Source organism: Deltaproteobacteria bacterium (assembly GCA_009929795.1).
Taxonomy (GTDB): Bacteria; Desulfobacterota; Desulfovibrionia; order Desulfovibrionales; family Desulfomicrobiaceae; genus RZZR01.
The window spans coordinates 1-25,491 of sequence record RZZR01000029.1; the positions used below are offsets into that span (position 1 = coordinate 1).

Consider the following 25,491-nt stretch of genomic DNA (forward strand, 5'->3'; position numbering starts at 1 on the left):
AACCGGCAGGTCGAAAACCGGACCCTCTTTGACGTCTGGTTCAAGGAGAACCGGCGCATGATCCATCTCAAGGAAGTAACCCCTTCGACCAGGAACGGTCGGGGGCTGACGGTCTACGAAACCGCCGTGGACTACGGCGATTTGCGGATAATCGTCTCGGCGGAAGTGTTTTCGGCCGAAAAGGATTCCGGACCGTGGCATCTGGAAAACGTGACCGTGGTCGACCCCCTGAATTTTTCCACCCGGACCGTTTCGGCCGAGGATCTTGATCTGAAAACCGATCCGGCCACCTTTCTGGTCGTGGACCCCAAGACCGATCCCGAAGGCCTGTCCATCTGGCAATTGGGGCGGGTCATCGAGGAGCTGGAACGCTCGGGCTCAGGCGTGGCCAGGCTGCGAACCGTCTGGCACATGAAGCTGGCCTACACCTTCTCCACGCTCTGTCTGACCCTGGTCGGCCTGGCCCTGGCCCTGTCCAGCAGGAACGTCTATCTCCTCTTCTTCCTGGGAATGCTCTCGGTCTTCATCTATTACGTCGTCTTCCTGACTGGCGTGGCCGCCGGACAAAAAGGGGGCCTGCACCCCATCCCCGCCGCCTGGGGAGCCGATATCCTTCTCGGGGCTCTGGCCCTGGCCCGCCTGGCCTGGATCTTCCGGCCCGTGCGGTCCAAGCTTCTGGCGACCGCCTGAACCATCGAATTCTCATCAACCCCCTGTTCACGCCTTGGGGTACTCTGCGGTGGGTGGTCGAACTCCAGCCGAACGTTGGATGATCCACAGCAGGTTTCGAACATGAACGACACACCTTTCGTTTATATCAACCCGGATGAGCCAATTTTAGGTACGGACCTCAATGAACTCTTCGCTTGAAACACCAGCTTGCCTGAGCAGGCCTGCCAGTGTCCCGACTTTCAACTCGCGATGATTGGGTACGACACACCCTTCTCCCCCGCGCCGCATGACAATATGACTTCCACGCCGGCGAACAACCGCAAAGCCCAGTCGCTCCAACGCACGAACCACCTCATCCCCCGAGAGAACAGGAAGTTTAGGCATACGCCAAAACCTCAAACGTGGTCAGCAATGGACGGCCTTGGATAGAAAGAGGGAATTCTTCCAAATAAAGCTCGGTGGCCTCGCGAAGATTGGCCAGCGCCTCCTCCACGGTTTCGCCTTGCGTTGTTGTGCCTGTTTCCGGATTGAAAGCAACATAGCCGCCTTCGGATGCCGGGGTCAAAACAGCAGAAAATTCCATAGCCATACCCTCACTATTGCTTAAATTTATCCTCGCAATCCTTACACGGGGCCATTCTTGAATAATACCTAAAGGATTGGCAAGGCGAACGCACAACCCTGTCAACCAAAAATCAACCCCACTCCGGCCGATTTTCGGCCTTGAATCCGGGCATGGTCACCCGGGCATGGTGCAGAAAGAGCCGCTTCCCCTCCCCACGCCCGTACAAGACGTCCCCGACAATGGCGTGGCCGGACGCGGACAGATGTGCCCGGATCTGATGTCGACGGCCCTTGAGAATCACGGCCCGGACCAGGGTCTGTCCGTCCTCCGGATCAAAACGCATCGGCTCGATGACCGTCCAGCGCAAACTATCCGGATCGTCATGTTCCAAAACACGGACCTTGCTGCGTTTGGCCGTGTTCAAAGCCCGTCGCTCGGTCCACCCTGCGTGGAGCTGACCTTCCACCACGGCCAAATATTCCTTGCGGATTTCACCCCGATCCTGCCATTCATGATATTGGCCGACCGTCTCCATCCCAAATCCCACCAGAACAAGACCGCTCGTGTCCCGGTCCAGGCGGTTGAGCAGTACTGCCTCCAGACCTGGAAAATGGTCGTCCAAGCAACCCTCCACGCTATTCTGGCCTCGTCCCCTGACGCTGTGCATGCCTGCCGGTTTCACCACGGCCGCGAAATTTTGCTCTTGGGCCGCGACCTCCAGACTGACCTTGCATCGATCCATCTCCGAAAACATTTTCCCAGCCAAGGCCACCACCTGCCCGGCGCGCACGACCTCACCCTTTCCTTGAGGCCATCCATCCACCGTGGCCCGGCCCGACTCCGCCAGTCTTCGGGCCTGACGCAGACTCAGACCGGGTACGAGGCGGGTCAGGACATAGTCGAGACGCGACCCGGCCAGATCCAAAGGAACCACTGTCGGCCCCAAAGACGAAGGGCAGGCCTTGCGGCCTGCCCTGTCTTGCCCGATTTTCCGACTCGTCATAGGGACCCGACCTTTGACGTGGCCAATTTGTAAATTTCGTGGGGATCGAGGATGAGAATGACACTCCCGTCGCCCATGATCGTGGCCCCGGATATTCCATGAAGATTGCCGAGATAGTTGCCCAGAGACTTGATGACCACGTCCTGACGTTCCAGCAACGTGTCCACCACCAGGCCCAAACGGCGGTCATTGACCGTCAGGATGACCGTTGGCAGGACTTCCCGGTGATCGTTGTTCCCCGGAAGGCCCAAAAGTTCCGACAATTCTACGATGCCCAAAACCTGGCCCCGCAGGGTTGTGGCCTTGCGTCGGTTGACCTCGCTGATCTTGGAGGCCTTGATTTTAGTTGTCTCCGAAACAGCGTCCAGGGGGATGGCATAGATGGCCCCGGACACCTTGACCATGAGGGCGTCGATGATGGCCAGGGTCAGGGGCAGGGATAGGGTAAAGATTGTGCCCTTGCCCACTGTGGACTGGACCGCCACGCTGCCCTTGAGTTCCTTGATGTTGCTTCGGACCACATCCATTCCCACGCCTCGACCGGAAATGTCCGTGATTTTCTGGGCCGTGGAAAAGCCGGGGGCAAAGATGAGCTCGACGGCCTCCTGGTCGTCCATGTTCCGGGCCTCTTCCTCGCTGATGAGGCCTTTTTCGACCCCCTTGAGCCGCATGAGCTCGGGGTCGACTCCCTTGCCGTCGTCCTCGACGACGATATGTACGGAATTGCCCTTGTGGAACGCCTTGAGCCAGACCCTGCCGGCCTCACTCTTACCTGCGGCCCGACGGTCCTCGGCCGATTCCAGACCGTGATCAACCGAATTGCGGATGAGGTGGACCAATGGGTCGCCGATGACCTCCACCACGCTCTTGTCCAGTTCGGTTTCCTCGCCTTCGGTTATGAGCTCCACCTGCTTGCCACTCTTGCGGCTCAGGTCGCGGACCAAACGCGGGAAGCGGGAAAAGACAGACTGGACCGGAACCATGCGGACCTTCATGATCGTGTCCTGCAGATCGTCGGAGATGCGGGCCATGGAATAGGTCGTCTCGGTGAGGTGCTGGGCCACCGAGGCCACGTTCTGGCCCTCGTCCAAGGCCCGGGCCAGCATGGCGAACCGATTGCGGTTAATGATCAACTCGCCGATGAGATTCATGAGGTGGTCGAGCTTGGCGTGATCCACACGGATCGTGGACGAGGCCTGGGGCTTGGCCTGAGCCGGGGAAGAAGTGCCCGGCTTTGCCGAAGGGCCTTCCGCGATCAACAGAGACTCGGTTCGTTCTAACTTCTTCTCGACCGAAGGAGCCGGGGCTTCATTGGGCTTGACCGGAGGCTCGATGGAGACCTTGTCGGCCATGGCCACTTTATCCCCCTTCAGCTTCTTGATCTCCTTGTCCACCATGTCCTTCATGATGGCGGTTTCCTGGCGGAGAATGTCCAGAAGGTCCCCAAAATCCAGTCCCGCCCCCCGGGCCTGGTCCACCAGTCCGGCGGTTCGTTCGGCATACACCTTGATTTCGTCGAGCCCCATGTAACTGGCCGAATTCTGGATACTCACCATGGACCGGTGCAGGGCATCCACCAGCTCCTTCTGATCCGAATCCTCGGCCAGGCCTTCAAGGGCCAGGGTCAGGGTATCGAACTGCTGGCTGACGGTCTGCTCAAAAATCTGAATCTCCTCGTCGTCCCCAAAGTCCGGCTCGGGTTCGGAAAGGATCTCGGCCTTGGCCTGGACGGGTAGCGCTCCATCGCCGGACTGTCCGCCCTTGTCGCCGAAAGCCCGAAGCTGGGAGACAATCTCGGAGATGTCCATGGGCTTTACGGTCTCGGTCGCCTGGTCCACGTTCCGCAGGAGGGTGTCCAGGATATCCACCGAGGCCAAAAGCAGGTCCACCATCTCATGGCTTGCTGGCATGGCTCCATTGCGGACCTGGTTGAGAAGCGTCTCGGCCTCATGGGTCAGGGCGTTCATCTCCCGGTAACCGAGGATGCCGCTGTTGCCCTTGATGTTGTGGAAATACCGGAAAACGTCGTTGATCAGATCCCGACTCGCCTGGGGATCCTTTTCCAAGGCTACAAGCGATTCGCTCAGATTGGCCAGGATTTCGCCAGCCTCTTCGAGAAAATCCTTGAGGTGGTCCCCACCGGTCACGGCCAGGGTATACGGCTCGACTGCGGGAGCCTCCTCAGCCGGAGCCGGGACCATCTCGGGCGTTGCCGAAGCCGGGGCGCCGGACTGCACGGCATCAATGCGGACGATGAGCGGAACCGTGTCCAGATCCCCTTCAAGACCCGAGGCCTCCAGACTGTCGATCATCTCCCGCAAAGCGTCGGTCGTGGCCAGAATGACGTCCATGATCTCTGATGTCACCCGGAGCTTACCCTTGCGCAGATCGTCGAGAATGTTCTCGCCCTTGTGGGCCAGGCCGTTGATCTTGTTCAGCCCCAGGAAGCCCGAAGCCCCCTTGAGGGAGTGCATGGGCCGGAAGATGGCATCCAGCAGACCCAGGTTGTCGGGCGATTTCTCGAGTTCGAGGAGAGACGGCTCGATTGTTTCGAGATGTTCCTTGGCCTCGATGACGAAATCGGCGAAGATTTCCGGATCGAAAAAATCCTGGCTCATTTTCTTCCTCTTGGTGCCGGGAGTGTGCCTCTTGTCAAGGCCGACACAGACCCGGATCAATTCGATCAGCTTCCAAGCAACATCTTGACATTCTTGACCATCTTTCCCGGCTGGGCCGGTTTCACCAGATACAGGTTGGCCCCGAGGTTGAGTCCCGCCTGAATGTCCTTCTCCTGTCCTTCGGTGGACAAGACCACGATGGGCAGATCCCGGTAGACATCCTGCTCGCGAACCGTGCGGATGAAGGTAAACCCGTCCATGCGGGGCATGTTCACGTCGCAAATCACGAGGTCGATCCGGTCCTTGGCCGAATAGAGCTTTTCCAGGCCGTCCAGGCCATCTTCGGCCGTGGTGACCTTCATGCCCTCCTTCTTCATGATGAAGGCTACGAGGTTTCTGACCGTCTTGGAGTCGTCCACGATGAGAATGTGTTTGGCCATGAAGTCCTCTCGGTATGTTGGCGGCCCCTTGCTGTCTATCGCAACACGGCCTTGACCAGTTGGTCAATGGCCACGATGCCGATCAGCCGCTCCTGGGATTTGATGAGGCCACTCAAAAAATCAGCATTCACCCCGAGATGCGTTTCGATGTTCCACTCAACGCTCTCTTGCCCCACCCTGTACATGGTGGCCACGGCGTGGATAATCAGCCCGATCTGCAAACCCTGATGTCTGCAGACCACGATGAACCGACCTTCACGGGTCTCGGGTAGCCGAAGCAGACTGGTCAATGAAATGAGCGGGGTGACCCTCCCCCGAAGGTTGATGATCCCGATCATGTAGGGCGGCGCCGTCGGCAGCTTGGTCGGCTCCACAAACTTGATGACCTCCTGAATGGAGGAAATGGGGAGGGCGTACTCCTGATCGTTCAGGAAGAAGCTGACCAGCTGCAGCTCCGCGTCCCGTTTCAGTCTGGCCGTCATGGATTCTTCCTGCGCGGGCGACTGGGGAGCCGGAGCCGGGGCGGACTGCGGGGCCGGTTCTGACTTGGGAGCCTCGGTCGAAGGCGAGGGCGAAGGTTCTGATGGCGCGGAATGGACCGCCAAAGGCTTCTGATTCGGAGCCATGACTGACTCGACCTGAGACTCCCTGGGCAGTGCCTCCCCCAAGGTATCCTTGGATGTCGGCTCCACCCCGAGGTATTTCTTGAGAAACGATCGCTCGGTCTCGGTCAGGCCGCTGGGATCATGGTCGGCGCTGAACACCTGTTCCTGAAAATACTCTTCCGGCGTCTTCATGCCCAAAACCCCATCTCATCAATTTCTTTGGCCAATTGCGTATATTCCTGAGCTCCCCTCGACCTTGGGGCATACTCGAGCAGGACCTTGCCCTTGGCGCTGGCCTCCCGGAACTTGGTGTCGGTGTGGATGATCGTCTCGAAGACCCGTGGCCCGAGCTTGGCCCGCAAGAGCTCGAGCACTCTGCGGCAGGCCCCGGCCCGCTGGTCGTACATGGTGGCCAAAGCCCGGTATTCGATGGGACGGTCCAGAATCTTGTTCAGCATTCGGATGGTGTCCAAGATCAGCTTCAGACCGTGCAGGGCCAAAAAATCGGTCTGGATCGGAATAATGACCAGATCCGCAGCCACCAGGGAGTTGACTTGAAGGACTCCGACCTGCGGAGGGCAGTCCAGGATGATCACGTCGTAGTCCTCAAGAATCGCCTCCAAGGCCTTCTTGAGGACCAGCCCCTTGCCGGGTCGATCTTTGAGGTCGGATTCAAGGTCTGAGACCCTGATATGGCTCGGCACGAAATCGAACGGCAGTTCGGGTTCCGAGACGATAGCCTTCCGCCATGTCCTTTCATCGACCGTGAGCGCGAAGAGATCATGCGCAGTGCGCTCGACTCCCTCGGGATATTGGGCCATATGGATCGTCGCGCAGGCGTGGGGGTCAAGATCGATCACCAAGACCTTGCGTCCCATGAATCCGAAGCACGAGCCAAGGGTCAGGGATGTCGTGGTCTTTCCGACCCCCCCCTTCTGGTTGGCCACTGCCAGCACCTTTGCCCGCCTTGTCTTCATCATGGCAATCGCATTCCCTTCCCTTTGACCAGCAGTCAGCGCTGGTCTCTGATGGTTTTTTTGATCAGGGAACTCAAGGCCTTCCAGTCGTCTTCGTACACATCGAGAAATTCAAGTCCCATGGAATAACTGGTGAAAGGGACTTTTTCAACCGTCCAGGCCACCTGAGCTACGGCTTGCAGATACTGTCCCACGTCGCTTTCGAAAACCTTGAAAAACCCCGAATGATACTTGTTCAATCTCGGAATGGAAATCTTGACCTGAAGCTTTTCTCCGGGCTCAAAACGCTTTGGGCTGAGCACGGCCAGGCCTCCGGAACTGATGTCCACGCAGGTCATGGTCACCTTGGGCTGCCGGGAAATGGGGAATATGAATTCCCGCACTTCGACTGTATAGCTTTTGGGCAGACGGTCGTGTTGCCGTCTTTCGCTCCCTTGGCTCACGCTAACCCTCCTTGAGATACACGATGGTTCCCGGGTGATGGATCGGCTTGAAGGCCCTGGAGATGTTGTGCAGGGACTCGGAATGGCCGATGAACAGATGTCCGCCTGGGAGCAGGTTGTCGTAGAAGGCTCCGATGACCCGCTTCTTCATGGACTCGTCGAAATAGATGATCACGTTGCGGCAAAAGACGATGTGGGACGGTTCCACCCTCTTGAGCTGAAAACGGTCATTCAGATTGATCTGCCCGAAGGTCACAAGTTTCTTGATCTCGGGCCGAATCCGATACTTGCCGCTCCCCTCGTCGTCGAAATACTTGGCGACGATCTCCTTGGGAGTCGTCCTCAGGGTGTACTCCATGTACAAGCCCCGCCGAGCGCTGGCCAAAACTCCTTCAGACAGGTCGTTGGCCGTAATCTTGATGTCCCAGAGCGGAAGTTCCGCGCCCAGGACTTCGTGGAGAAGGATGGAAATGGTATACGGTTCCTCCCCGGTCGAACACCCGGCCGACCAGATCCGGAGCTGCCTCTTTCCCGAAGCCCGGAGCCTGTCCAGGTGAATGGGCAGAATGGTCTTTTCGAAGACCTTCAACTGGGGGGGATTGCGGAAAAAACTCGTCTCGTTGGTGGTGATGACCTCAAACAGGCGATTGAGCTCCTGCTTCCGGGCCGGATCGTAGCGCAGATAATAGAAGTACTCGCTGAAAGATTTCAGGTTCAGGTGCCTAAGTCGGTTGCCGAGACGGTTCTCCAGCAAATATCGGCGATTGTCGGCGATGTAGATGCCGCTCTGCTCGTAGATAAAATCCCGGAGCTGGACGAACTCCTCCCCCTGGATCTGCACGGTCCTCCTCTGGGGGATGGCCTTGGAAAACATCATGTTCATGGGCCTAGTCCAACCCCTCTTCAGCGTCGGACTGGATTCTGTCCAGAGCGTCCTCCACCGTCGCCGCCAGGTCCGGCTCGGCCTCGTCCAACACATCGAGCAGTGCCCTGAATGCCGACTGGCCTCCGATGCGGCCCAGTGCCTCGGCGGCCTTCATGGCCACCAGTTGATTCGTTGACCGAAGCATTTCCACCAACCCGGGCACAGTCGAAGCCATACTGCGAAGGCCAACGGCCTCAACTGCCCGAATTTTGACCCAGTCGTCGCTGTCTTCCAGGGCCGAGAGCAATAGGCCCTCGACCTCGGGCCGCTCGCACCGGCCGAGCATGTCCACCAGACTGAGCCGCACGTCACGATTCTCGTCGTACATCCTGGCCGAAACCAGCTTGAGAATCTCCGGGTCTTCCGAACAGAGGCCTCCCATGGCCTCCAGAGCAAATTTCCTGATGTCTGGTTCCTCGTCTTCCAAGGCCCGTCGAAGCTGCTCGACGTGATCCCGTGCCCCGATACGACCGAAGGCGTAGGCTGCCATCATCCGATGCAGGGGATCATTGCTCTTGGACATCTCCATGAACCGGGAGGTGATCATCTCTCCGCCGATGGAAACACAGGCCTCCAGAGCCGCCTCTTTGACGTCGTTGAAGGGGTGTTCGAGAAAAGGGAGGATCATGGTTCCGCAGTCGGCATAGCGCATCTTCGACCCCAGAAAAGACAGGGCGCTCTTGAGCATGTCGCCGTCATTGGTGGTCTCCAGAAGGCGAATCATGAATTCTTTGGCCTCGCCCCCGCTCTTTTCGGCCAGGGCGGCGGAAATCTCCCGTTGCTGGTCCCGGTCTCTGCCCGAAAAAATATCCATGAGGACGCCCACCGCCTCGGCGTTGCCTATCCGGCGCAAGGCTCGAATGGCCAGGGCCGCCACGGTCTCTTTTTCGGAAGCCGCGCCCTCGGCCAGATGGTCGTTCAGGTCAATGTCGGCCAACGCCCTTTCAAAGGAGAGGAGACGATCCATATCCCGGTCCGGGTCCAGGTGCTCGGCCAATCCCAAAATTTTCTTTGTTGCCGGGGCACCTCCCACGCTGGCCAGGCCCGCCACGGCCGCGTCCTGAATCTCCATGTCCTCGTCGTCGGCCGCAGCCAGGAGATAGTGGCGAAACTTGTCTCGCTCTCCTTCGGAGAGAAAGCCCAGGGCCTTGCCCCCCATGATGCCAACAATGGCCTTGATAATCTTGTTTCTGAGGGCCGTTGGCGATTCATCAAGCTTCTTCATCAGCAGGGGTACGGCCTTGACATTACCCATCTCGCCCAAGGCATCGATGATCATGGATGCCACCAGTTCCGTGCTTTTGCCCATGGCCAGGATCATGGCGTTGATGGACGAGTCGTCCTTGACCTTCATCAAGGCCTCGATGACTGCGAACTGGACCCATTCGTCGTCGTTCATGGCTTCGTTCAGGCAACCTGCCGCCTCGGGCTTGGCAAGTTCGCCCAGACTGACTGCCGCCTGATAGCGGACGTTGACCTCCTCGTCCCTGAGCAGGGCCCGACATAATGGGGACACGGCCCGATAGTCGTCGCAGGATCCGAGGATATCTGCGGCAAAAATCCTGATGTCCGGATCCTCGTCTTCCAGAAGCATGACCAGAAACTCCACGTCCTGATTTCCGATCTGACGGAGGATGTCCATGGCCAGATTCCTAACCGGAGCGTCGTCCACGCGCAGCAGGGGCGTCACGGCCTCAATGGTGTCCGGCCCGCCGAGCTTGCGCAGGGCGTGATCCGCCGCCTCCTGAACGCCGAGGTTCGAACTCGAGAGCAGACCGGACAGAACGGAAATTGCCTGGCGACAACCAATTTCTCCAGCGTCAAAGGCCGCCTCCCTGATGACGCTCGGATCGTCGGACCGCAGACGGTTCAAAATGTCGTGCATCTCGTCGTGCATAGCTGCCTCGAATGCTCCGTTTGGCTCGATTTCAGGGCCGACTTTGCTATTTGAACAGGGACGAATACATGGCTTGGGCCATGTCGTCGAGGTCTACGACCTCGTCGGCCAGATTCGCGTCCACGATGGCCTTGGGCATGCCGTAGACTACGCAGGAGGCATCGCTTTGGGCCAGAGCCCTTCCACCCTTGGCCTTCAGGTCCTTGACCCCCTCGGCGCCGTCAGAACCCATGCCGGTAAGGATCACTGCCAGAGCCCGCGATCCCATGGACGATGCCACCGATGAGACCAGGACATTGGCCGAGGGCTTGTACAGGGCATCCGCCGGTTCCGCGGTCACCACGGCCTCCAGCCTCCCTTTCCTCTGAGTCATGATCAGATGGGATCCTCCCGGTGAGATGTAGACGTACCCCGGTCGAAGCGCGTCTCCTGTTTCGGCTTCTTTGACCTTCAGCGGGCTGGTGGTGTCGAGACGCTTGGCGAACGGCCCGGTAAAAGCCTTGGGCATGTGCTGGGCGATAAGAATGGGGGCGGGAAACTCGGCAGGCAGGGAATTGAGGATCTTTTGGACCGCCGGAGGGCCTCCGGTGGACACGCCTATGGCCACGACGTCTCGGGTCTGGCGGCCTGCGGGCCTCTCCGAGGGGAGTTCCATCCTGACGGTTGTGGCTCTGGCCTTGAGTCGGGTCGGCCGAATCTTTCGCTTGGCCACGGCCTTGACCTTGGCTCGAAGCTCATCCTCGATGCGGACGATATCGAGAGACACCATGGACAGCTTCTTGGAAATGTAGTCCACGGCCCCGTACTCCATGGCCTTCAGGGTAGCCTCGGCCCCCTCGGTGGTCAGGGAGCTGATCATGAGTACGGGCCTGGGCATCTCCATCATGATCCGCCGAAGAGCAGTCAGGCCATCCATGCGGGGCATTTCGATGTCCATGGTCACCACGTCCGGATCGTGGCGGCGAACCTTTTCCACACCGTCTTCGCCGTCTCGGGCCGTGTCCACGACTGTGATCTCGGGGTCCTTCTCCAGCATGGAGCTGATGGCCTTGCGCATGAAGGCCGAATCGTCGACCACGACAACCTTGATCATTGTCGCCCACCTCGCTTGTGCATTCGTTCCGTTTGGCTGCCGGTCATGGTCCCGCCCAAGGCGGAAGCGGCGTTCAGCTTCGGCCCGAGGCCATGGAGGCGACGGTCTCGGAGAACGGGCCGTGCAGGGCGATGGACTCGACCAGGCTCCCGTCCTGGACCTTAGCGCTCTCCAACTCGGGCACCTCGCCTTGCAAAACGATCTCCACCCATTTCAGAACCAGCTGCTCATCCCATTGGACCCCGGCTCCGCTCTTGAGGATCTCGACCACCTTTTCCAGAGGCATGGCCGAACGGTAGGCCCGGTCGGACGTCATTGCCTCGTAGCTGTCCACGACGCTGATGAGCCGGGACAGAAAGGGGATCTCGTCGCCCTTGAGCCCGGCCGGATATCCCCGGCCGTCGATTCGCTCGTGATGGTGGAAGATGACAGGCAACACGTCGCGCAGGTTTCCGACCTGGGATAGAATGGACTGCCCGATCTCCGGATGACGCTTCATCACATCGTACTCGGCGTCGGTCAACCGGCCGGGCTTGTTCAGAATCCGATCCGGAATGCCGATCTTGCCGATGTCGTGAAGGACTCCGGCCACATACAGCCGGTCCATGTCCTCGGCGGACAGGCCGATCCGCTCTGCGAGCTTGCGAGCGTAGAGCGCCACCCGCTCCGAATGCCCCCGAGTGTAGATGTCCTTCGCCTCCACAGCCCTGGAGTAAGAACGGATGACATCCATGTTAAAGGCCTTCATCCGGGCGTAGAGATGTGCGTTCTGGATAGAGGTGCCGGTATGGGTGGCGAAAACGGTCAGAAGCTGCAAGGCCTCCTTGGTGAAGGAATTCCCTTCGGCCTTTCGGACCAGAAGGATGGTCCCGATGGCGGTTTTTTGCAGGAGCAGAGGCACGACCATAGCGCTCCCCTCGAAGGTCTCCATGGAATCATCCATCCTGATGGCCAGGGTCCGCATGGCTTCAGGCTCGATGATCCGGGTCTGCCCGTCATCGTAAGCCTTCTCGGCCTCCTCCTTGGCCCAACGGAGAAGCTCTGCGGATTTTCTGAGCAGTGCCCTGCGGATCATGACCTTGCGAACCATCTCCACTTCAGGAAGGAAGAACAGCAGGGAGTCTGGATCAAAGTTCTTCTGTACCTGAAAAAGAAACTCGTGGACAAGCGCCCGCAAATCGCCAAGATGGCTCTTCAGGGCGTTGCTCAGATTCATCATCCGGACGACGTTGCTGAGCTTCTTCTGCTTGGCCTTCTGCTCCCGGTCACGAAGAACCTTATCTACTTTGAGAAGCAGGTGATTGATATTGAAAGGCTTGGGCAGATAGTCCGAAGCCCCCCGCTTCATGCTCTCCACAGCCGTTTCGATGGTTCCGAAACCGGTCATGATCAAAAAAGCCGAGTCGATCCGGGCCTCCTGCAGGGTTTCCAGAAGCTCAAGTCCGTCAAGGCCGGGCATACGCAAGTCCGAGAGGACCAAGTCGTACCCCCCTTCCACGGCCTTGCGCATGGCCGTCTCGCCGTCCGGGGCCGTGTCGACCTCGTATCCGGCCTCCTCAAGAGTATCCTGGCAGATCTCGCGCAGGCTCTCCTCGTCGTCAACGACAAGAATTCTAGACTGTTTCAGTCCCATCTGTGCCCGAATTCCCTAGTTTTCTGTATTATCCAGTAATGATTCTGTTCGAAAAAACAAAAACAAATCTGCGAGTCGCTCATTAGAGTCTGCCTTGAAACGATCAAATGCGCAAGCACTGGGTAGTGAACCATCCTCCGCCCATAAAACCCGGGGAAAACACTTGCCATTTGAATCCGAAAAACATAGAAATCATTTTTTCGGGATGTGGCTCAGTCTGGTAGAGCGCTGCGTTCGGGACGCAGAGACCGCGTGTTCGAATCACGCCATCCCGACCATAAAATCAAGGCCTTACGAGTAAAATCGTGAGGCCTTTTTTATTTTGGCACATAACCATGGCACACGCACGGTCGAGCTCAACGTATCATCTCGGCCAAGATATGAAGCGCAAATCAGAAATTATCGCCACCCCTTCCCTCCTCAAAAATCCGTGAAATGCCAGTTCCCGTCCTCGTCCTGCCATTTTCTGATCTCTGCCGGCGGTTCGGGGTCAGAATTTGGTGGCAGTGATGGCATTCGCTTCATCGACGGGATCGCTCGTGGCGGAGTCGGGCCGCTGATACCGAGAATTTTCACATCCGAGATCATCCGACCCGGGTTGGCCGAGCACTCGACGATCAGGCCCCGGGCGTTGCGCATGCTCACGGTCACGGGGATCCGGAACCGTTCGTCGGCGTTGCGCACTATGGCCCCTCCGGACTTCAAGATCCCGCCCTTGATCGGGTCGTGGTATTCGCCGACGTTTTCATAAACGCTGTAGGAAATTTGCAGCGTATCGCCGGACCAGAACACGAACCCGCCCACGGCGTTCCGGTAGATGGGCATGACTTCGATGAAGTCGCCTTTGGGCTCCAGGGCGAAACGGGCCGAGTAGACGTCCCGTATCGAATCCTTGAAGGCCCGTCCTCTGGTTTGGGTGGATGAATCGCAGCCCAAAACCTTGATGCCCGTCTTGGTCCATCCGGACTGACGGTCGCCTATCCACATGCTTCCCCGAAAAATTTGCCCCTGACCGGTATAGTCGAGCCGACAGCGGACGTCCTTGTGGCGGCCGTGTTTGTGGGACATGGTCACGGCAATGAGCATGTCGTGCAGGGATCGCCACCGGATACCCGACCCTCGATTTCAAGATGATTGCCGTTGTAGCTGATGTTCTGGACCAGGACGTTGTAGCCGTCCACATACTCGGCCGAGGCGGGTGTGGGAATGAGGAGTAGACACAAAACGGCGGCGATCGTCAGGCGGAGCATGCTTCCTCCAGGGCGGGTTGGGATGAAACAAAAGAGGAGGCGACTAGGCCCCCTCCCCTGAAGAGGGTTTATTCATGCCCGGGCAAAGGCGTCAAGGATAGGCGGCTTTTTTCGGCGGCCTGCGAGGTGGTGGACAGCCCAGATAGAATTCGGCCACACCCAAGTTGTGGTCGACGAATTGAAGTTTGAAGACGAGCTGATCGGATTCCGTGACGACTGAGGTGCCCGCTTTGGCGGCGTACGTGGCCCTCAGATTGTCGCTGACCACGAAATCGAACCACATCGGGACCCGCTGCATGGCCGTGAAGCCCTCCCAGATCTGATCGGAAAAATCCGGTCCGCCAAGCGTTGCGTTGTACCACCAGCTGAACTGGGTCTTGAATTCCCCCTGCCGCGCAGTTCGGCCGCTCCTGAAACCCGGCCAAAACCCGCCACCATGACGATGATAACGACAAGCAAGTAAACGCACTCATGGTCCGACTCCTCGGTGAGAAATGACCTTGGAACGTCTCCGACTCCTTCATGCATCCGGATCATCGACGACTCCACCATGCACCCCAAGATCGGGAGAATCAAGGCCCTGTCCGCTTCCAGACCGCATGGATCGGATCGCTCACCCGCCGGTCTCCAGAAAATGGAGATCTTCAAAGAGGCTCCGGTCCTTCCGAACAGAGCCCATGAGCCAAAAATCATGACTCATGGGCAAGTCCCATGCCATGCAACATTCCGGTCGGCTAAGACTTCGGCCAAGATTTCCTCGGCCGGTCCGGACATCGGATAAATTTTTCCCATACGTGATTCCGAGGAGAGTCGCTGGAACATGAGGGTGTCCGTGCCGGCCAGTAACTGCGGCAGATGGGCCCCCTGAAAAAACCATTTTCCCGGGCCAGCTCAGAACTGGCCCGCGAGTAGACCAACGAACACGGCAAACGGGCCAGCAGCTACTGGCAGGGTCATGATGGCGCCCAGAAATGCCAATTGCTGGACCGCGACCATAATGCTCATGCCCGGAGGCGGACGTTCATCGATCCAGTATGCAATCCCATCAGGCCTTAACGGCCCTTTCTGTTCGTTCACCAACACACCTCGACATCCCTGGACAAAGCAGGACTGGAAAATTCAGCCCTTGTCATTTTGATGTGCTACATGCTTCTCAACCGTCTTCGGGACATGACAGCACTGATGCTCAGCATCATCACGGCCATGATGATCATGCCCCATTCGGACAAAGTGGGAATGGGCTGGGCGCCATGGACCCCGATGCCGCCCGGATCAACGATTTCACCATTTTCAAGGCCGTCCTGGTCGCCCTCCCCGCCATCGGTCAGGGTAAGAGTGAACCGGTTATCCCCGTCGTCCAGGCCGGTGACACCTTGATAAGGCGTATAGACGCCGGATGAACACTTGTAAAAAGTCGATCCAACCGGAATATCCGCCGGGGTTGATATGGTCACGGTCACGGTTCCGCCATGAGCTACGTTGTGAATTGTAAAATTCAACAGGCCCCAGGGGAAAAGCGTGTTCGCAGGCACATTCCCTACGGCACTTTGACTGTCGGCATGAATGAAATACGGTCCACCGGTGATCAGACCCTGACAGCCGTTCCCCGGACCTTGAACAAGAGACCATTGATAGGTTCCTTGCGTAACAGCGAACCTTTTATCGGCAATGGAGATGGTTCCCATACGCGGAGCGATGGAATTGTTGGAAGCCAGAGCGTATTCAATCATCCCGCTGCCCGTGCCCAATGTTCCATTGGTCAGAATGATCCAGGTGGAATCGGTCGTGGCCGTCCAAGATGTCCCGGTATCGGCAGTGACCTCGATGCTCTGATCAGCAACAGCATCCGGGGCATGAACTCTTTCTTGTGGAAAAATGACCACGACCGATGTGCTCCAATGGGCATAAAGAATTTTGTTTTCCGGCAGATCCCAATTTCTGACGCTCGTCATGGACGCTGTATAGTATTGCGTTCCCTCGCCATGAGCCTCGGTATAATAGCCGGCAAAGGTATATCCGATTCTGACGGGGGCCGCAGCATTGGGCATGGCCGATCCATAGGTGACCGTAGCGTTGTCGCTGCCGCCGGTTCCGCCCTGCTTGTCGAAAGTCACAATGTATTCATTGCCCGACCATTTCGCATGCAAAACAAGCGCCGCATCCGTGCTGTATTCCGCGTTCTCGGCATAATCCGTACCTGAACCGTCTGCGACAGTATTCCATCCGACAAAAGTGCAGCCGATCCTGGATAAATTTCCGGAATTGCTTCGCAGTGTCAGTTTTTCCCCTGAAATCTTGGTCTGATCATCCGGGGCCGAACCTGCTGTGGCACCGTTGGAGTGATAGCTGACACTATCGGCCTGTGCCGCTGTGAATTCCACCTGGTTTCCGTAGACCGTTCCGGCTGCATTGGCGGCAAAACCCTGAACATAGTGAATTGCGCCCGGAATCAATCCGATGATGTGGGCGGCAAAGCTTCCGGTGCTTGTGGTCGGCCCTTTGTTGTTGCAATACCCAGCGGCGCTGGGATTGGGCGTGGTTGCCCAGCACAGGCCATGGGCAGTTGGACTGGGTGAGCCCAGATCGCTGATAGTGCCGTGTCCAACAGCCGTAGTGGCCGAGATATCAGTTGCAGCCTGAGTGCTCAGCCCAGGCAAGCTCGGCGATGCGGCAGTTGTGAAACTGCGCTGCCGACCGTAGCTCGTTCCTGCGGCATTGGTGGCATAGGCCTGAACATAATAGGTCGTATCCGGAGCCAGACCGAGCATATCGATAGTGAAAGGACCGGTACTGGAAGTCGACCCTTTATCGACGTAATATCCGACACCGCATGGATCCGATGTGGGCGCCCAGCACAGCCCATGGGCTGTGGCGTTCGATGTGCCAAGGTTGACGATGGTACCGTGGCCCATGGCCGAGGCGGCTGAAATGTCGCTTACCTCCTGGGTGGTCACCTCGGGCGCACCGGCAATGAAGCTGACTTGCTGGCCGTAGCTGGTGCCTGCCCTGTTGGTGACATAAGCCCGCACATAATACGTCGTGCCCGAATTCAAGCCGGTGACGGCCGCGGTAAAGGCCCCGGTGGCCGTGGCCGGACCCAGATTGCGGCAATTGTCGTCATCGACATTGGGTGAGCCTGTCGTGTTCCAACAGACCCCATGGTCTCTCGGATCCGGAGTTCCCAGGCTGATGATGGTACCGTGACCCGTGGCCGTGGCGGCTGTAATGTCGCTTACGTCCTGGGTGGTCACCAAAGGGAAAACATCGGCCGTGGTAAAGCTGACCTGTTCACCGTAACAGACACCTGCTGCGTTGAGGGCATAGGCTCGCACATAATAGGTCGTACTCGAATCCAGGCCGGTGATATGTGTTGCAAAGGACCCGGTGGCATTGGCCGATCCTTCGTTGCTGCTGGAATCGGCCGTGGTTGGAAAGACCGTAGTTGCCCAACACACCCCATAGGCCGTTGGATCAGGAACGCCCAAGCTGGTGATGGTGCCGTGGCCCGTGGCCGTGTCGGCTGAAATGTCGCTTACGTCCTGAGTGGTCACCTCGGGCGCGTTATCAGGCGCACTCGTGGAAAAGACAACCTGTCGGCCGTAACCGGTGCCGACGCCATTGGAGCTGTAGGCCCGAACGTAATACGTTGTGCTGGGATTCAACCCCGTCATATTTACCGAAAAATCTCCAATGGAGGTTGCACCGCCATTGTCGACGTAAAAATCGGCCGTGGTCGGATCGGGAGAGACTGCCCAGCACACTCCGTGACCCGTTGGATAGGGAGCACCCAGATTGGCAATGGTTCCGTGGCCCGTGGCCGTGGTCTGAGTGATGCCGGTCACCTCCCGAGTGGCCACCGCGGATGCTCTTCGCAGATAGGGATATCCGGAATTGATATTTCCGACCATCCCCCAGATATTATTGAAATTCCAACCAACATCGGTGAAAGTGCTCTGTGTCTTCATTTCAATGGTGGTCTTGCCGATTCCTATTCCATTATCCGGGCCACCGGTCTGTATATCCCAGAACGAATCACTCACCGTGCCGCCAAGATTTTCGCCCACCAGGCCGCCGAATGGATTTGACCCGCTCACCGCGCCGGTGGCATAGGAATTGGTCAATGTGGGAGTACCAGAAAACATTATCCCCACCAGACCGCCGGTGGAATTGGATCCGCTTACCGCGCCCGTGGCGTAGGTATCGATCAATGTGGGAATACCATTATACGTCATCCCCACCAGACCGCCAACAAACCTCCCCGCTCCATTCACAACACAGTCGCTGAATGATTTTTTAATGATGTTTGTGACCTGAGATCCAATTCCCTGTACACACCCTCCCACCAGACCGCCGACCACTTCGGTTCCGCTCACCTGACCCCCGGCGGAACACGAGGTCACGGTACTTTCATTGCAAATACTTGCCGCCAATGAACCGACAGCATTCCGGCCGGTAATATCAACATCTCTTAGATGAACATTTCGGATCGCTGCGGAATTGAGTTCTGAGAACAGCCCTTGGCCGCCTTCAGCATCCGGCCGGTCAATGAACAAACGGCTGATTTCAAATCCACCGCCGTCATACGTGCCGCTAAATGACAAGATGGGCATCCAGCCGGTCCCTTCATACCAGTTGAAAGTATCCGAGGCATCGACAGTATCGATCTGGAGATAGTATTTATCACATTCCTCGGGATGCAAGGCCATCCAGCAGAGCTCGTCAAGATTGCCGATCAAATACGGGTCGTCTTGTGTTCCCGAGCCCCCGGGACGACTTGAGGCTGGTTTTGACCGAAAAGAAATCTCTTCCCCGTAGACTGTGCCCTGTGTATTGGCGGCAAAGGCTCGGGCATAATACACGGTATTGGGCAACAAATCGGTCATGGTGAGGTTGAAAGCCCCGGTGGCCTCAGACGGGCCTAAATCAACGCAATCGTCATCGGTATCCGGATTTTGGCTGGTGCTCCAGCAGACTCCATGGGCCGTGGGCCGGGGCACACCCAACTCGGTGATGCTGCCATGGCCTTCGGCCGCAAAGGACATAATTTCCGTCGCGTTCTGGGTGGTCACAATGGGGGGCCGAGGCACGCTCACTTTGATCAGATACGGATACCCCGCATTGGTGACGCCGAACATGCCCCAGATGTCGACGAAATCCCAGCCGGCATCCGTAAAGGTGGTCCGTGTCTTCATCTGGGCGCTGTTCTTGGGTTCACCCTTGCCTATGTCGGATTGGCTGGCGACATCCCGGTCATAAAAAGAATAACTCACCGTGCCGCTATGAACATCGTTTATTCCCACCAGTCCGCCCACGGCACTGGAACCGCTCACTGCGCCCGCAGCATAGGAACGAGTCACGATTTCAATATTTCTCCCCACCAGCCCGCCCACGGCATCGTTTCCGCTCACTGCCCCCATGGCATAGCAATCTTCCACCCCGCCCTGGTTTTCACCGACCAGCCCTCCGATGGAATCGGCTCCACTTGTCTCGGTTCCGGCATAGGAAGTCCTTATCGTACCGGTATGATTGAAGCCCGCCAGCCCGCCCACACCGCTGATTCCGTTTACCGCACCCGTGGTACGGCAATTTTCCAGAATCGAGTTGTAGTTTTTTCCCACCAACGCGCCCACAATCCATCCGCCGGCGACATCCACATTGGTCAGGCCGAGATTTTTAATCACGGCACCCAGAGCATGTCCGAACATGCCCTGAAAGTCCGAGCCCGGGCGGTTAATGAACAATCCGTCTATGATATGTTTGTCGCCGTTGTAGGTACCGCTGAAATATGTTGTGGCTGTACCAATGGGTGTCCAACCGGCGCCTTCATTCCAATTGGAAGTGTCGGTGGCGTCGATATCCGCGGTCTGAATATAGTGATCGTTCCATCTGCTTGAATCTGCCGCAATCCAGGCCAAATTCGCCAAAGTGGCGATCTGATATGGATTCCCCTGAGAGCCGTCTCCCTCCGTGGGTTCCACAACATTCCAGGCTGAAGCCCTGTCGCTTCCGGCCAAAAGAAAAACCGTCAAAAAAAGAAGGCGGAAAGCTCTTTCCATGGATGTCTCATGGTATGAATGCCCGGGTATTGCTTTGTTTTTCCGACAATCAGGATCATGCTCGGATGAAAACTCCTTCAACCGTCCGGCAGGCCATATCCGGTGTGATGTGCCTAAAACAGCCGAACATTTTACCTGCTGTTTCCGCCAAAACTCCGCCTCTGAGCAAACTGATCGCAATCACATGCTCTCCTGGGGAACGCGAAACTACAACCACTTGGCGTACAAGGTAAGAGACGCGTCCGCAGCATATTCAGAGCCTTCGGCATAGTCCGTGCCTGAACCGTCCGAGGCAGTATTCCATCCGGCAAAAGCATATCCCGTCCTGGCCAAATTGCCGGAATTGGTCCGCAGGGTCAGTGTTTCTTCGGGTGTCTTGGTCTGGTCATCCGGGGCCGAGCCGGACGTGGAATTGTTGCCGTCATAACGGATGATACTTGCCTGATTTGTCGTGAATTCCACCTGGTTTCCGTAATTCGTGCCCTCTGTATTGGAGGCAAAGGCCTGGACGTAGTAGGTGGTATCCGGGGTCAATTCAATAATATCAGCGATGAAATCCCCGGGATTCGCAGCCGACCCTTTGTTGTTGCAATACCCTGCGACGCCGGGATTGGGCGTTGTCGCCCAACAGACCCCATGGGCAGTGACATCGGATGCGCCGGGGCTGATGATGCTTCCATGCCCCATGGCCGTTGCGGCTGAAATCTGAGTCGCGTTCAGGGTGGTTATGACTGGGGCTCCCAAGGACGAATTCGTGGTGAAACTGATTCTTTGGCCGTAGTTGGTGCCTGCCGAATTCGTGGCGTAGGCCTGGGCATAATAGGTGGTGCCGGGAATCAATCCGACCATGTCCACAGTAAAAGGACCAGTATTGGTACTTGGACCGTTGTTGGCGCAGTTTCTCCAAACACCCGGATCAGGGTCGGTTGCCCAGCACATTCCGTGCGCTGTGGCATTGGATAAACCCAGAATGGTGATCTCGCCATGACCCTTGGCCGTGGTGGCCGAAATATGGGTCGCATTCCCGGTGCTGACGGTGGGGCCGCCCGTGACGAAGCTGATCTCCCGGCCGTAGCTTGTGCCGAATCCGCTGGAAGCAAAGGCTCGCACGTAATAGGTTTCGCCCGTACTCAAACCGCTGATGTTTGTTGTAAAGACACCGGTGGCATCAGCTGGACCCAGATCCTGACAATCGTCCTCAATACCGGGTGTCCCTGTCGTATTCCAGCACAGGCCGTGAGCGGTGGGATGCGGTGCGCCCAAATCCTTTATTTCACCCCATCCCGTAACCGAGGTGCCCGCAATGTCGGTCACGGGCAAAGTGATCACTGTGGGCAGGACATCCTCGGTAGTAAAACGCACCTGTCGGCCGTAGCCGGTGCCGGCAGTGTTGGCGACATAGGCCCGCAGGTAATAGGTCGTACCTGAACTCAAACCGGTGATATTTGCGGTAAAGACACCGGTGGATGAAGTCGGACCATTGTCGGTGCAAAAATCCTCGGTGCTGGGATAAATCGTGGTGGACCAGCAGACCCCATGAGACGTGGGATCCGGGGTGCCCAAACTGATGATATCACCATGCCCACTGGCCGTGGTGGCTGTAATGTCGCTTACGTCCTGGGTAGTCACCTCGGGCGCGTTTACAGGAGCACTCGTGGAAAAAACGATCTGTCGACCGTAGTTGATACCTGCCTCATTGACGGCAAAGGCCCGGACGAAATAGATGGTGCTGGAGTTCAAACCGGTGACATCTGCGGTGAATTCCCCGGTCACCGGGGCTGCGCCAAGATCCAGGCAGTGATCATTGATATCAGGCACGCCTGACCTGTTCCAGCAAACCCCGTGAGAGGTGAGAGAGGGAACACCCAGATCGATGACGGCGCCATGAACAATGGCGGAATTCCGACTGATGCCGGTCACATCCTGAGTGGTTACTGCGGGTGTTCTTGAAAGATAGGGATACCCGGAGTTGATGTTTCCGGCCATGCCCCATATGTCGCTAAAATTCCAACCGACATCCGTGAAAGTGCTCTGGGTCTTCATATCAGTGGTGGTCTTCCCTGTGCCGATTCCATTATTCGGGCCACCGGCATCCGAATCCCAGAATGAGTTGTTCACCACCCCGTTCCAACTAAAACCCACAAGTCCGCCCACATGTTCGTCTCCGCTCACTGGCCCTACTGCATATGTATTGGTCACCGTTCCGGCATTGAGGCCCAGCAGTCCGCCGACAAGCCGACCGGTTCCCGTCACCGCACCCGTGGCATAGGAATCACTCAACGGATCCGCCAAACAGCTCCCAGCCAGACCGCCGACCGCATCGATCCCGCTCACAATGCCCGCGGCATGGCAGGCGTGGACCATGCCTGTACCGACTGATCCAACCAACCCGCCGACAATTTCCCCCCCAGTCGCAGGTCCGACGGCCGAACAATTGACCATTTCACCGTCATTTCCCATCGATCCCACCAGCCCGCCGACAGACCTGTCGCCATTTACCGCAACATCGGCGTGAGAATCGGTCAACACATCGTTTGCAACCATCCTCCCAACCAATCCACCGACATTTTCGGAACCGTTGACTACGCCGGTGGCAAAGCAATCGCTCAAGGTGGTATTGATGATCGATCCTGCAAAGGAACCGACATTATTCGCGCCGGAAATATCAACATCTCTCAAGATCAAATTTCTGATCGTGGCGCTTGCAACATACCCGAATAGTCCCTGGTAGTTTGAATTTATTCGAGAAATAAACGTATTGCTGATGACATACCCATTGCCGTCGTAGATCCCAATGAAATTAGTCACACTGTTTCCAATGGACGACCAGCCGCCTCCAGGCCAAGTGGAGGTGGAGGATGCGTCAATGTCTGCGGTCTGAATATAGTGCGCTGCCCATCTGCTGGAATCAGCCGCGATCCAATAGAGATTTTCCAGACTGGAAATCTGATACGGATTGTCCTGGGAACCGTCTCCAGCCGCCGGTGCTGTTGCGTTCTGCGCGGCAACCGTACCATTTACGATCAGAAAAAACAGGACCCACAGGATAAGGAAGTAGAAAGTTTTCATGGATGGATGGAGTTGGGATTATATTTATCCAATCAGTATTCAACCTTGAATACGGACAAATCACCCATTGATTGTCAAGACAAATCCACGTGAATTCCAGTGAAAAAATCTACAATATGCTAAAAAAATCAGTAACTTTCTGTTAGGTTTTTGCATCAAAGATTTGATATTTATGTTTTTCAACGTTTGACACATTACAATCATCATCAGCCATCAAGCGCAGATCGTTTTCAATGGCTGTGCGCAACTCTCTGACTCGGCGGATGGAGACTTTTTCCTGGTAGTGTTTGTGGCAGTGGATGGCCAGCAACAAGTAGGTGATCAGGCCAGCTGCCAAAATTTGGACCATCAGGCCGTAGGGAGTGCGTGCGATCAGGTGGTAGACTTTCAAGTGTCTTTTCCACCAAGCGAAGAAATGTTCGATGTTCCAGCACAACTTGTAAGCCTGGGCGATCTGTTCGCCGGTCAAGTCATGGCGGTTGGTAGCTATCCAGTATTTGACCCGGTCGACCTCATAGCCGACCAGCCGCAAAGGGGTTTGGCTTTGATTGACACCTGGGGGTGCCCAACAACACAGTGGAGTCGAAGAAAAGTAAGCGTCCAATGAACCCCATCTTGCGCGGCAGACGAGGATAAAGGATAAAATCGGGGGAGGCTAGGCTTTGGCGGTGTTCCTGAACTGGGGGAGGAGGGACCTGTCCAGGTACTGGGGCATGATTTCACGGAGATCGTTTTCGGATGCGGCGAGGGGGAGGCGTTCAAAGAGGAATTTGAGATAGGCCTGGGGTTGGATATTGTTGGCTTTGGCGGTTTCGATGAGGGAGAAAAAGGCCGCGCTGGCCTCGGCTCCTTTGGGGCCGCCGCAGAAGAGCCAGTTCTTCCGGCCAAGGGCAATGGGACGGATGGCGTTTTCGGCGAGGTTGTTGTCCGGGGTGAGCAGGCCGCAATGGACATAGGCCACGGTCTTTGGCCACTGGTTACGGGCATAGGCGATGGCCTTGGCCAGAAGACTGGACGGGGGAACGAGGGGAGCTCGTTCGTCGAGGATGGCGCGCATGGAGTTCAGGACAGGGAGAGATTTCTCCAATCGGACTTCGACCTTTTGGTTCGGAGAGTGCTCCTTGATCTCGTGTTCTATTTTGTAGAGCCTCTCGATGAGAACAAGAATTTCCTTGGCTGTGCCCTGGACCGTTTTCTTGGAGGTTATCTTTTGGACCTCTTTGAACTTGCGGCGGATGTGGACCATGCAGCCGACATGGGTGATGCCGTCCGACGCCCCAAGGGCCTGATAGCCGATATATCCGTCCGTCTGGATATAGCCGGTATAATTGCCGAGATAATTCTTTGGAATCCTGGAGGCCCTGGAGGGCTCGTAACGGAAGACCACGGTCGGACGATCGGGATCCCCTCCCCGGAAGAGCCACAGATATGATTTGGACGTATTGGATCTTCCGGGTTCCGAGAGAACCTGTAAGGTGGTATCGTCCATGTTGATGACCGGCCCGGAGCGGATCTCTTTTTGGAAAAGACCCAGAAGTGGCGGAAACGCATGGGCGATGTGCAGAGCCCAGGCCGACATGCAGTTTCTGGACATGTCGACGCCCAGACGGGCAAATTGCTTGTTCTGCCGATAGAAGGGAATGGCATCGACGAGCTTTGCGGCCATGATCTGGGCCAGAAGTCCCGGAGTGGCCAAGCCCTTGGGGATGATCTGGGGAGGAACGGAAGCGATGTGGACGACCGGAGAGCCTTCCTGTCCGTCGCAGGCCGGGCAGGCATATTTGAACCGGACATGACGCTCAACCCGCATAGTGGCCGGGACGTAGTCGAGCTTTTCACAGACCTCTTCCCCGATGCGTTTGAGGCAGGCCCCGCAGGAGCAGACCTTTTCCTCTTCAGACAGGTCGTGAACGACATCAATCCGGGGAAGGTTCTCGGGCAAGGGCCTGCGGCCACGCTTTACCCGGGTGTAGGTCTTGACCTCCTCGGTGGGAGGCTCTTCCTGAACTGTAGGTTCCGGGGCCTCAACTCTTTCGATGGGCAATGGCAGTGTGTAGTTTGAAAGAAGCTTTTTCGACTTCTCCGATTTGGGGCAAAAAAGAGCCGACTGGAGCAAATCGATGCGCTGCTGGAGCCATTGGGTTTGCTGGTAGTAGTCCCAGGCCAGATTCTTGAGTTGGGCCACGTCGTCGGGCAGGTTCTCGATGCTCGTCATGGGCTTATTTATAGATTAACTTCTTGAAAT

General features: G+C 57.1%; 21 protein-coding genes and 1 tRNA gene. 2 read left to right on the forward strand and 20 right to left on the reverse strand.

From position 1 onward, the window contains the following. Nucleotides 1-690: LptF/LptG family permease (locus tag EOM25_05035; protein NCC24555.1), on the forward strand; the 690-nt coding region annotated here is incomplete at its 5' end. A gap of 147 nt (nt 691-837) precedes the next feature. Here the strand turns inward: EOM25_05035 and EOM25_05040 are convergent. The 12 genes from EOM25_05040 to EOM25_05095 all read right to left on the reverse strand — a co-directional run bounded on the left by EOM25_05040 (nt 838) and on the right by EOM25_05095 (nt 12,871). Next, nucleotides 838-1,056 carry a type II toxin-antitoxin system HicA family toxin gene (locus EOM25_05040; GenBank protein NCC24556.1) on the reverse strand — a complete coding sequence of 73 codons (219 nt, stop codon included), beginning with the start codon at nt 1,054-1,056 and terminating at the stop codon, nt 838-840. Then, on the reverse strand, nt 1,049-1,255 hold the full coding sequence (locus EOM25_05045) for a type II toxin-antitoxin system HicB family antitoxin (protein NCC24557.1): 207 nt from the start codon (nt 1,253-1,255) through the stop codon (nt 1,049-1,051). The genes EOM25_05040 and EOM25_05045 overlap by 8 nt, the downstream gene beginning before the upstream one ends. 112 nt (nt 1,256-1,367) lie before the next feature. After that, nucleotides 1,368-2,240 carry a pseudouridine synthase gene (locus EOM25_05050; GenBank protein NCC24558.1) on the reverse strand — a complete coding sequence of 291 codons (873 nt, stop codon included), beginning with the start codon at nt 2,238-2,240 and terminating at the stop codon, nt 1,368-1,370. Next, a complete protein-coding gene (locus EOM25_05055) occupies nt 2,237-4,858 on the reverse strand; it encodes a chemotaxis protein CheA (protein NCC24559.1) in 2,622 nt (873 codons plus the stop codon). Before EOM25_05055 ends, EOM25_05050 begins: the two co-directional genes overlap by 4 nt. A 65-nt stretch (nt 4,859-4,923) precedes the next feature. After that, nucleotides 4,924-5,298, reverse strand: coding sequence for a response regulator (locus tag EOM25_05060; GenBank protein NCC24560.1), 375 nt, complete (start codon nt 5,296-5,298; stop codon nt 4,924-4,926). Nucleotides 5,299-5,333: 35 nt separating this feature from the next. After that, nucleotides 5,334-6,095 carry a purine-binding chemotaxis protein CheW gene (locus EOM25_05065; GenBank protein ID NCC24561.1) on the reverse strand — a complete coding sequence of 254 codons (762 nt, stop codon included), beginning with the start codon at nt 6,093-6,095 and terminating at the stop codon, nt 5,334-5,336. Further along, nucleotides 6,092-6,880, reverse strand: a complete 789-nt coding sequence (locus EOM25_05070) for a ParA family protein (protein ID NCC24562.1) — start codon at nt 6,878-6,880, stop codon at nt 6,092-6,094. The genes EOM25_05065 and EOM25_05070 overlap by 4 nt, the downstream gene beginning before the upstream one ends. Before the next feature lie 35 nt (nt 6,881-6,915). Continuing rightward, a complete protein-coding gene (locus tag EOM25_05075; protein NCC24563.1) occupies nt 6,916-7,323 on the reverse strand; it encodes a PilZ domain-containing protein in 408 nt (135 codons plus the stop codon). A 1-nt stretch (nt 7,324) separates the two neighbouring features. Next, nucleotides 7,325-8,206 carry a protein-glutamate O-methyltransferase CheR gene (locus EOM25_05080; GenBank protein ID NCC24564.1) on the reverse strand — a complete coding sequence of 294 codons (882 nt, stop codon included), beginning with the start codon at nt 8,204-8,206 and terminating at the stop codon, nt 7,325-7,327. A gap of 4 nt (nt 8,207-8,210) precedes the next feature. Beyond that, complete coding sequence (locus EOM25_05085) at nt 8,211-10,145, reverse strand: HEAT repeat domain-containing protein (protein NCC24565.1); 1,935 nt, start codon at nt 10,143-10,145, stop codon at nt 8,211-8,213. Between the two features lie 46 nt (nt 10,146-10,191). Next, nucleotides 10,192-11,238, reverse strand: a complete 1,047-nt coding sequence (locus EOM25_05090) for a chemotaxis response regulator protein-glutamate methylesterase (GenBank protein NCC24566.1) — start codon at nt 11,236-11,238, stop codon at nt 10,192-10,194. A gap of 73 nt (nt 11,239-11,311) precedes the next feature. After that, entirely contained in the window at nt 11,312-12,871 is a 1,560-nt protein-coding gene (locus EOM25_05095) for a response regulator (GenBank protein ID NCC24567.1), read from the reverse strand. 201 nt (nt 12,872-13,072) lie between these two features. Here EOM25_05095 and EOM25_05100 point away from each other — a divergent pair. Then, nucleotides 13,073-13,149 (forward strand) — tRNA-Pro (locus EOM25_05100). A 142-nt stretch (nt 13,150-13,291) separates the two neighbouring features. On the opposite strand, the gene EOM25_05105 is transcribed toward EOM25_05100, so the two are convergent. The 8 genes from EOM25_05105 to EOM25_05140 form a co-directional block, all read right to left on the reverse strand. Next, nucleotides 13,292-13,957: a hypothetical protein gene (locus tag EOM25_05105; protein ID NCC24568.1), complete on the reverse strand. Its 666-nt coding sequence runs from the start codon at nt 13,955-13,957 to the stop codon at nt 13,292-13,294. Further along, complete coding sequence (locus tag EOM25_05110) at nt 13,942-14,121, reverse strand: hypothetical protein (protein NCC24569.1); 180 nt, start codon at nt 14,119-14,121, stop codon at nt 13,942-13,944. Before EOM25_05110 ends, EOM25_05105 begins: the two co-directional genes overlap by 16 nt. Before the next feature lie 91 nt (nt 14,122-14,212). Next, nucleotides 14,213-14,590, reverse strand: coding sequence for a hypothetical protein (locus tag EOM25_05115; protein NCC24570.1), 378 nt, complete (start codon nt 14,588-14,590; stop codon nt 14,213-14,215). Nucleotides 14,591-15,012: 422 nt separating this feature from the next. Next, nucleotides 15,013-15,198 (reverse strand): hypothetical protein, encoded by a 186-nt coding sequence (locus EOM25_05120; GenBank protein ID NCC24571.1) that lies wholly within the window; start codon nt 15,196-15,198, stop codon nt 15,013-15,015. Between the two features lie 65 nt (nt 15,199-15,263). Continuing rightward, on the reverse strand, nt 15,264-20,177 hold the full coding sequence (locus EOM25_05125; GenBank protein ID NCC24572.1) for an IPTL-CTERM sorting domain-containing protein: 4,914 nt from the start codon (nt 20,175-20,177) through the stop codon (nt 15,264-15,266). A gap of 207 nt (nt 20,178-20,384) precedes the next feature. Beyond that, nucleotides 20,385-23,246 (reverse strand): hypothetical protein, encoded by a 2,862-nt coding sequence (locus EOM25_05130; protein NCC24573.1) that lies wholly within the window; start codon nt 23,244-23,246, stop codon nt 20,385-20,387. A gap of 142 nt (nt 23,247-23,388) precedes the next feature. Beyond that, nucleotides 23,389-23,892, reverse strand: a complete 504-nt coding sequence (locus tag EOM25_05135) for a hypothetical protein (protein ID NCC24574.1) — start codon at nt 23,890-23,892, stop codon at nt 23,389-23,391. A 9-nt stretch (nt 23,893-23,901) separates the two neighbouring features. Next, nucleotides 23,902-25,461, reverse strand: coding sequence for an IS66 family transposase (locus EOM25_05140; GenBank protein ID NCC24575.1), 1,560 nt, complete (start codon nt 25,459-25,461; stop codon nt 23,902-23,904). Between the last annotated feature and the right edge of the window lie 30 nt (nt 25,462-25,491).

Excerpts from the sequence above, each read along its gene's own strand:
- EOM25_05040 (NCC24556.1), bottom strand. The coding sequence starts at position 1,056 with ATGCCTAAACTTCCTGTTCTCTCGGGGGATGAGGTGGTTCGTGCGTTG.
- EOM25_05045 (NCC24557.1), bottom strand. The coding sequence starts at position 1,255 with ATGGAATTTTCTGCTGTTTTGACCCCGGCATCCGAAGGCGGCTATGTT.
- EOM25_05050 (NCC24558.1), bottom strand. The coding sequence starts at position 2,240 with ATGACGAGTCGGAAAATCGGGCAAGACAGGGCAGGCCGCAAGGCCTGC.
- EOM25_05055 (NCC24559.1), bottom strand. The coding sequence starts at position 4,858 with ATGAGCCAGGATTTTTTCGATCCGGAAATCTTCGCCGATTTCGTCATC.
- EOM25_05060 (NCC24560.1), bottom strand. The coding sequence starts at position 5,298 with ATGGCCAAACACATTCTCATCGTGGACGACTCCAAGACGGTCAGAAAC.
- EOM25_05065 (NCC24561.1), bottom strand. The coding sequence starts at position 6,095 with ATGAAGACGCCGGAAGAGTATTTTCAGGAACAGGTGTTCAGCGCCGAC.
- EOM25_05070 (NCC24562.1), bottom strand. The coding sequence starts at position 6,880 with ATGAAGACAAGGCGGGCAAAGGTGCTGGCAGTGGCCAACCAGAAGGGG.
- EOM25_05080 (NCC24564.1), bottom strand. The coding sequence starts at position 8,206 with ATGAACATGATGTTTTCCAAGGCCATCCCCCAGAGGAGGACCGTGCAG.
- EOM25_05085 (NCC24565.1), bottom strand. The coding sequence starts at position 10,145 with ATGCACGACGAGATGCACGACATTTTGAACCGTCTGCGGTCCGACGAT.
- EOM25_05090 (NCC24566.1), bottom strand. The coding sequence starts at position 11,238 with ATGATCAAGGTTGTCGTGGTCGACGATTCGGCCTTCATGCGCAAGGCC.
- EOM25_05095 (NCC24567.1), bottom strand. The coding sequence starts at position 12,871 with ATGGGACTGAAACAGTCTAGAATTCTTGTCGTTGACGACGAGGAGAGC.
- EOM25_05105 (NCC24568.1), bottom strand. The coding sequence starts at position 13,957 with ATGCTCATTGCCGTGACCATGTCCCACAAACACGGCCGCCACAAGGAC.
- EOM25_05110 (NCC24569.1), bottom strand. The coding sequence starts at position 14,121 with ATGCTCCGCCTGACGATCGCCGCCGTTTTGTGTCTACTCCTCATTCCC.
- EOM25_05125 (NCC24572.1), bottom strand. The coding sequence starts at position 20,177 with ATGGAAAGAGCTTTCCGCCTTCTTTTTTTGACGGTTTTTCTTTTGGCC.
- EOM25_05130 (NCC24573.1), bottom strand. The coding sequence starts at position 23,246 with ATGAAAACTTTCTACTTCCTTATCCTGTGGGTCCTGTTTTTTCTGATC.
- EOM25_05140 (NCC24575.1), bottom strand. The coding sequence starts at position 25,461 with ATGACGAGCATCGAGAACCTGCCCGACGACGTGGCCCAACTCAAGAAT.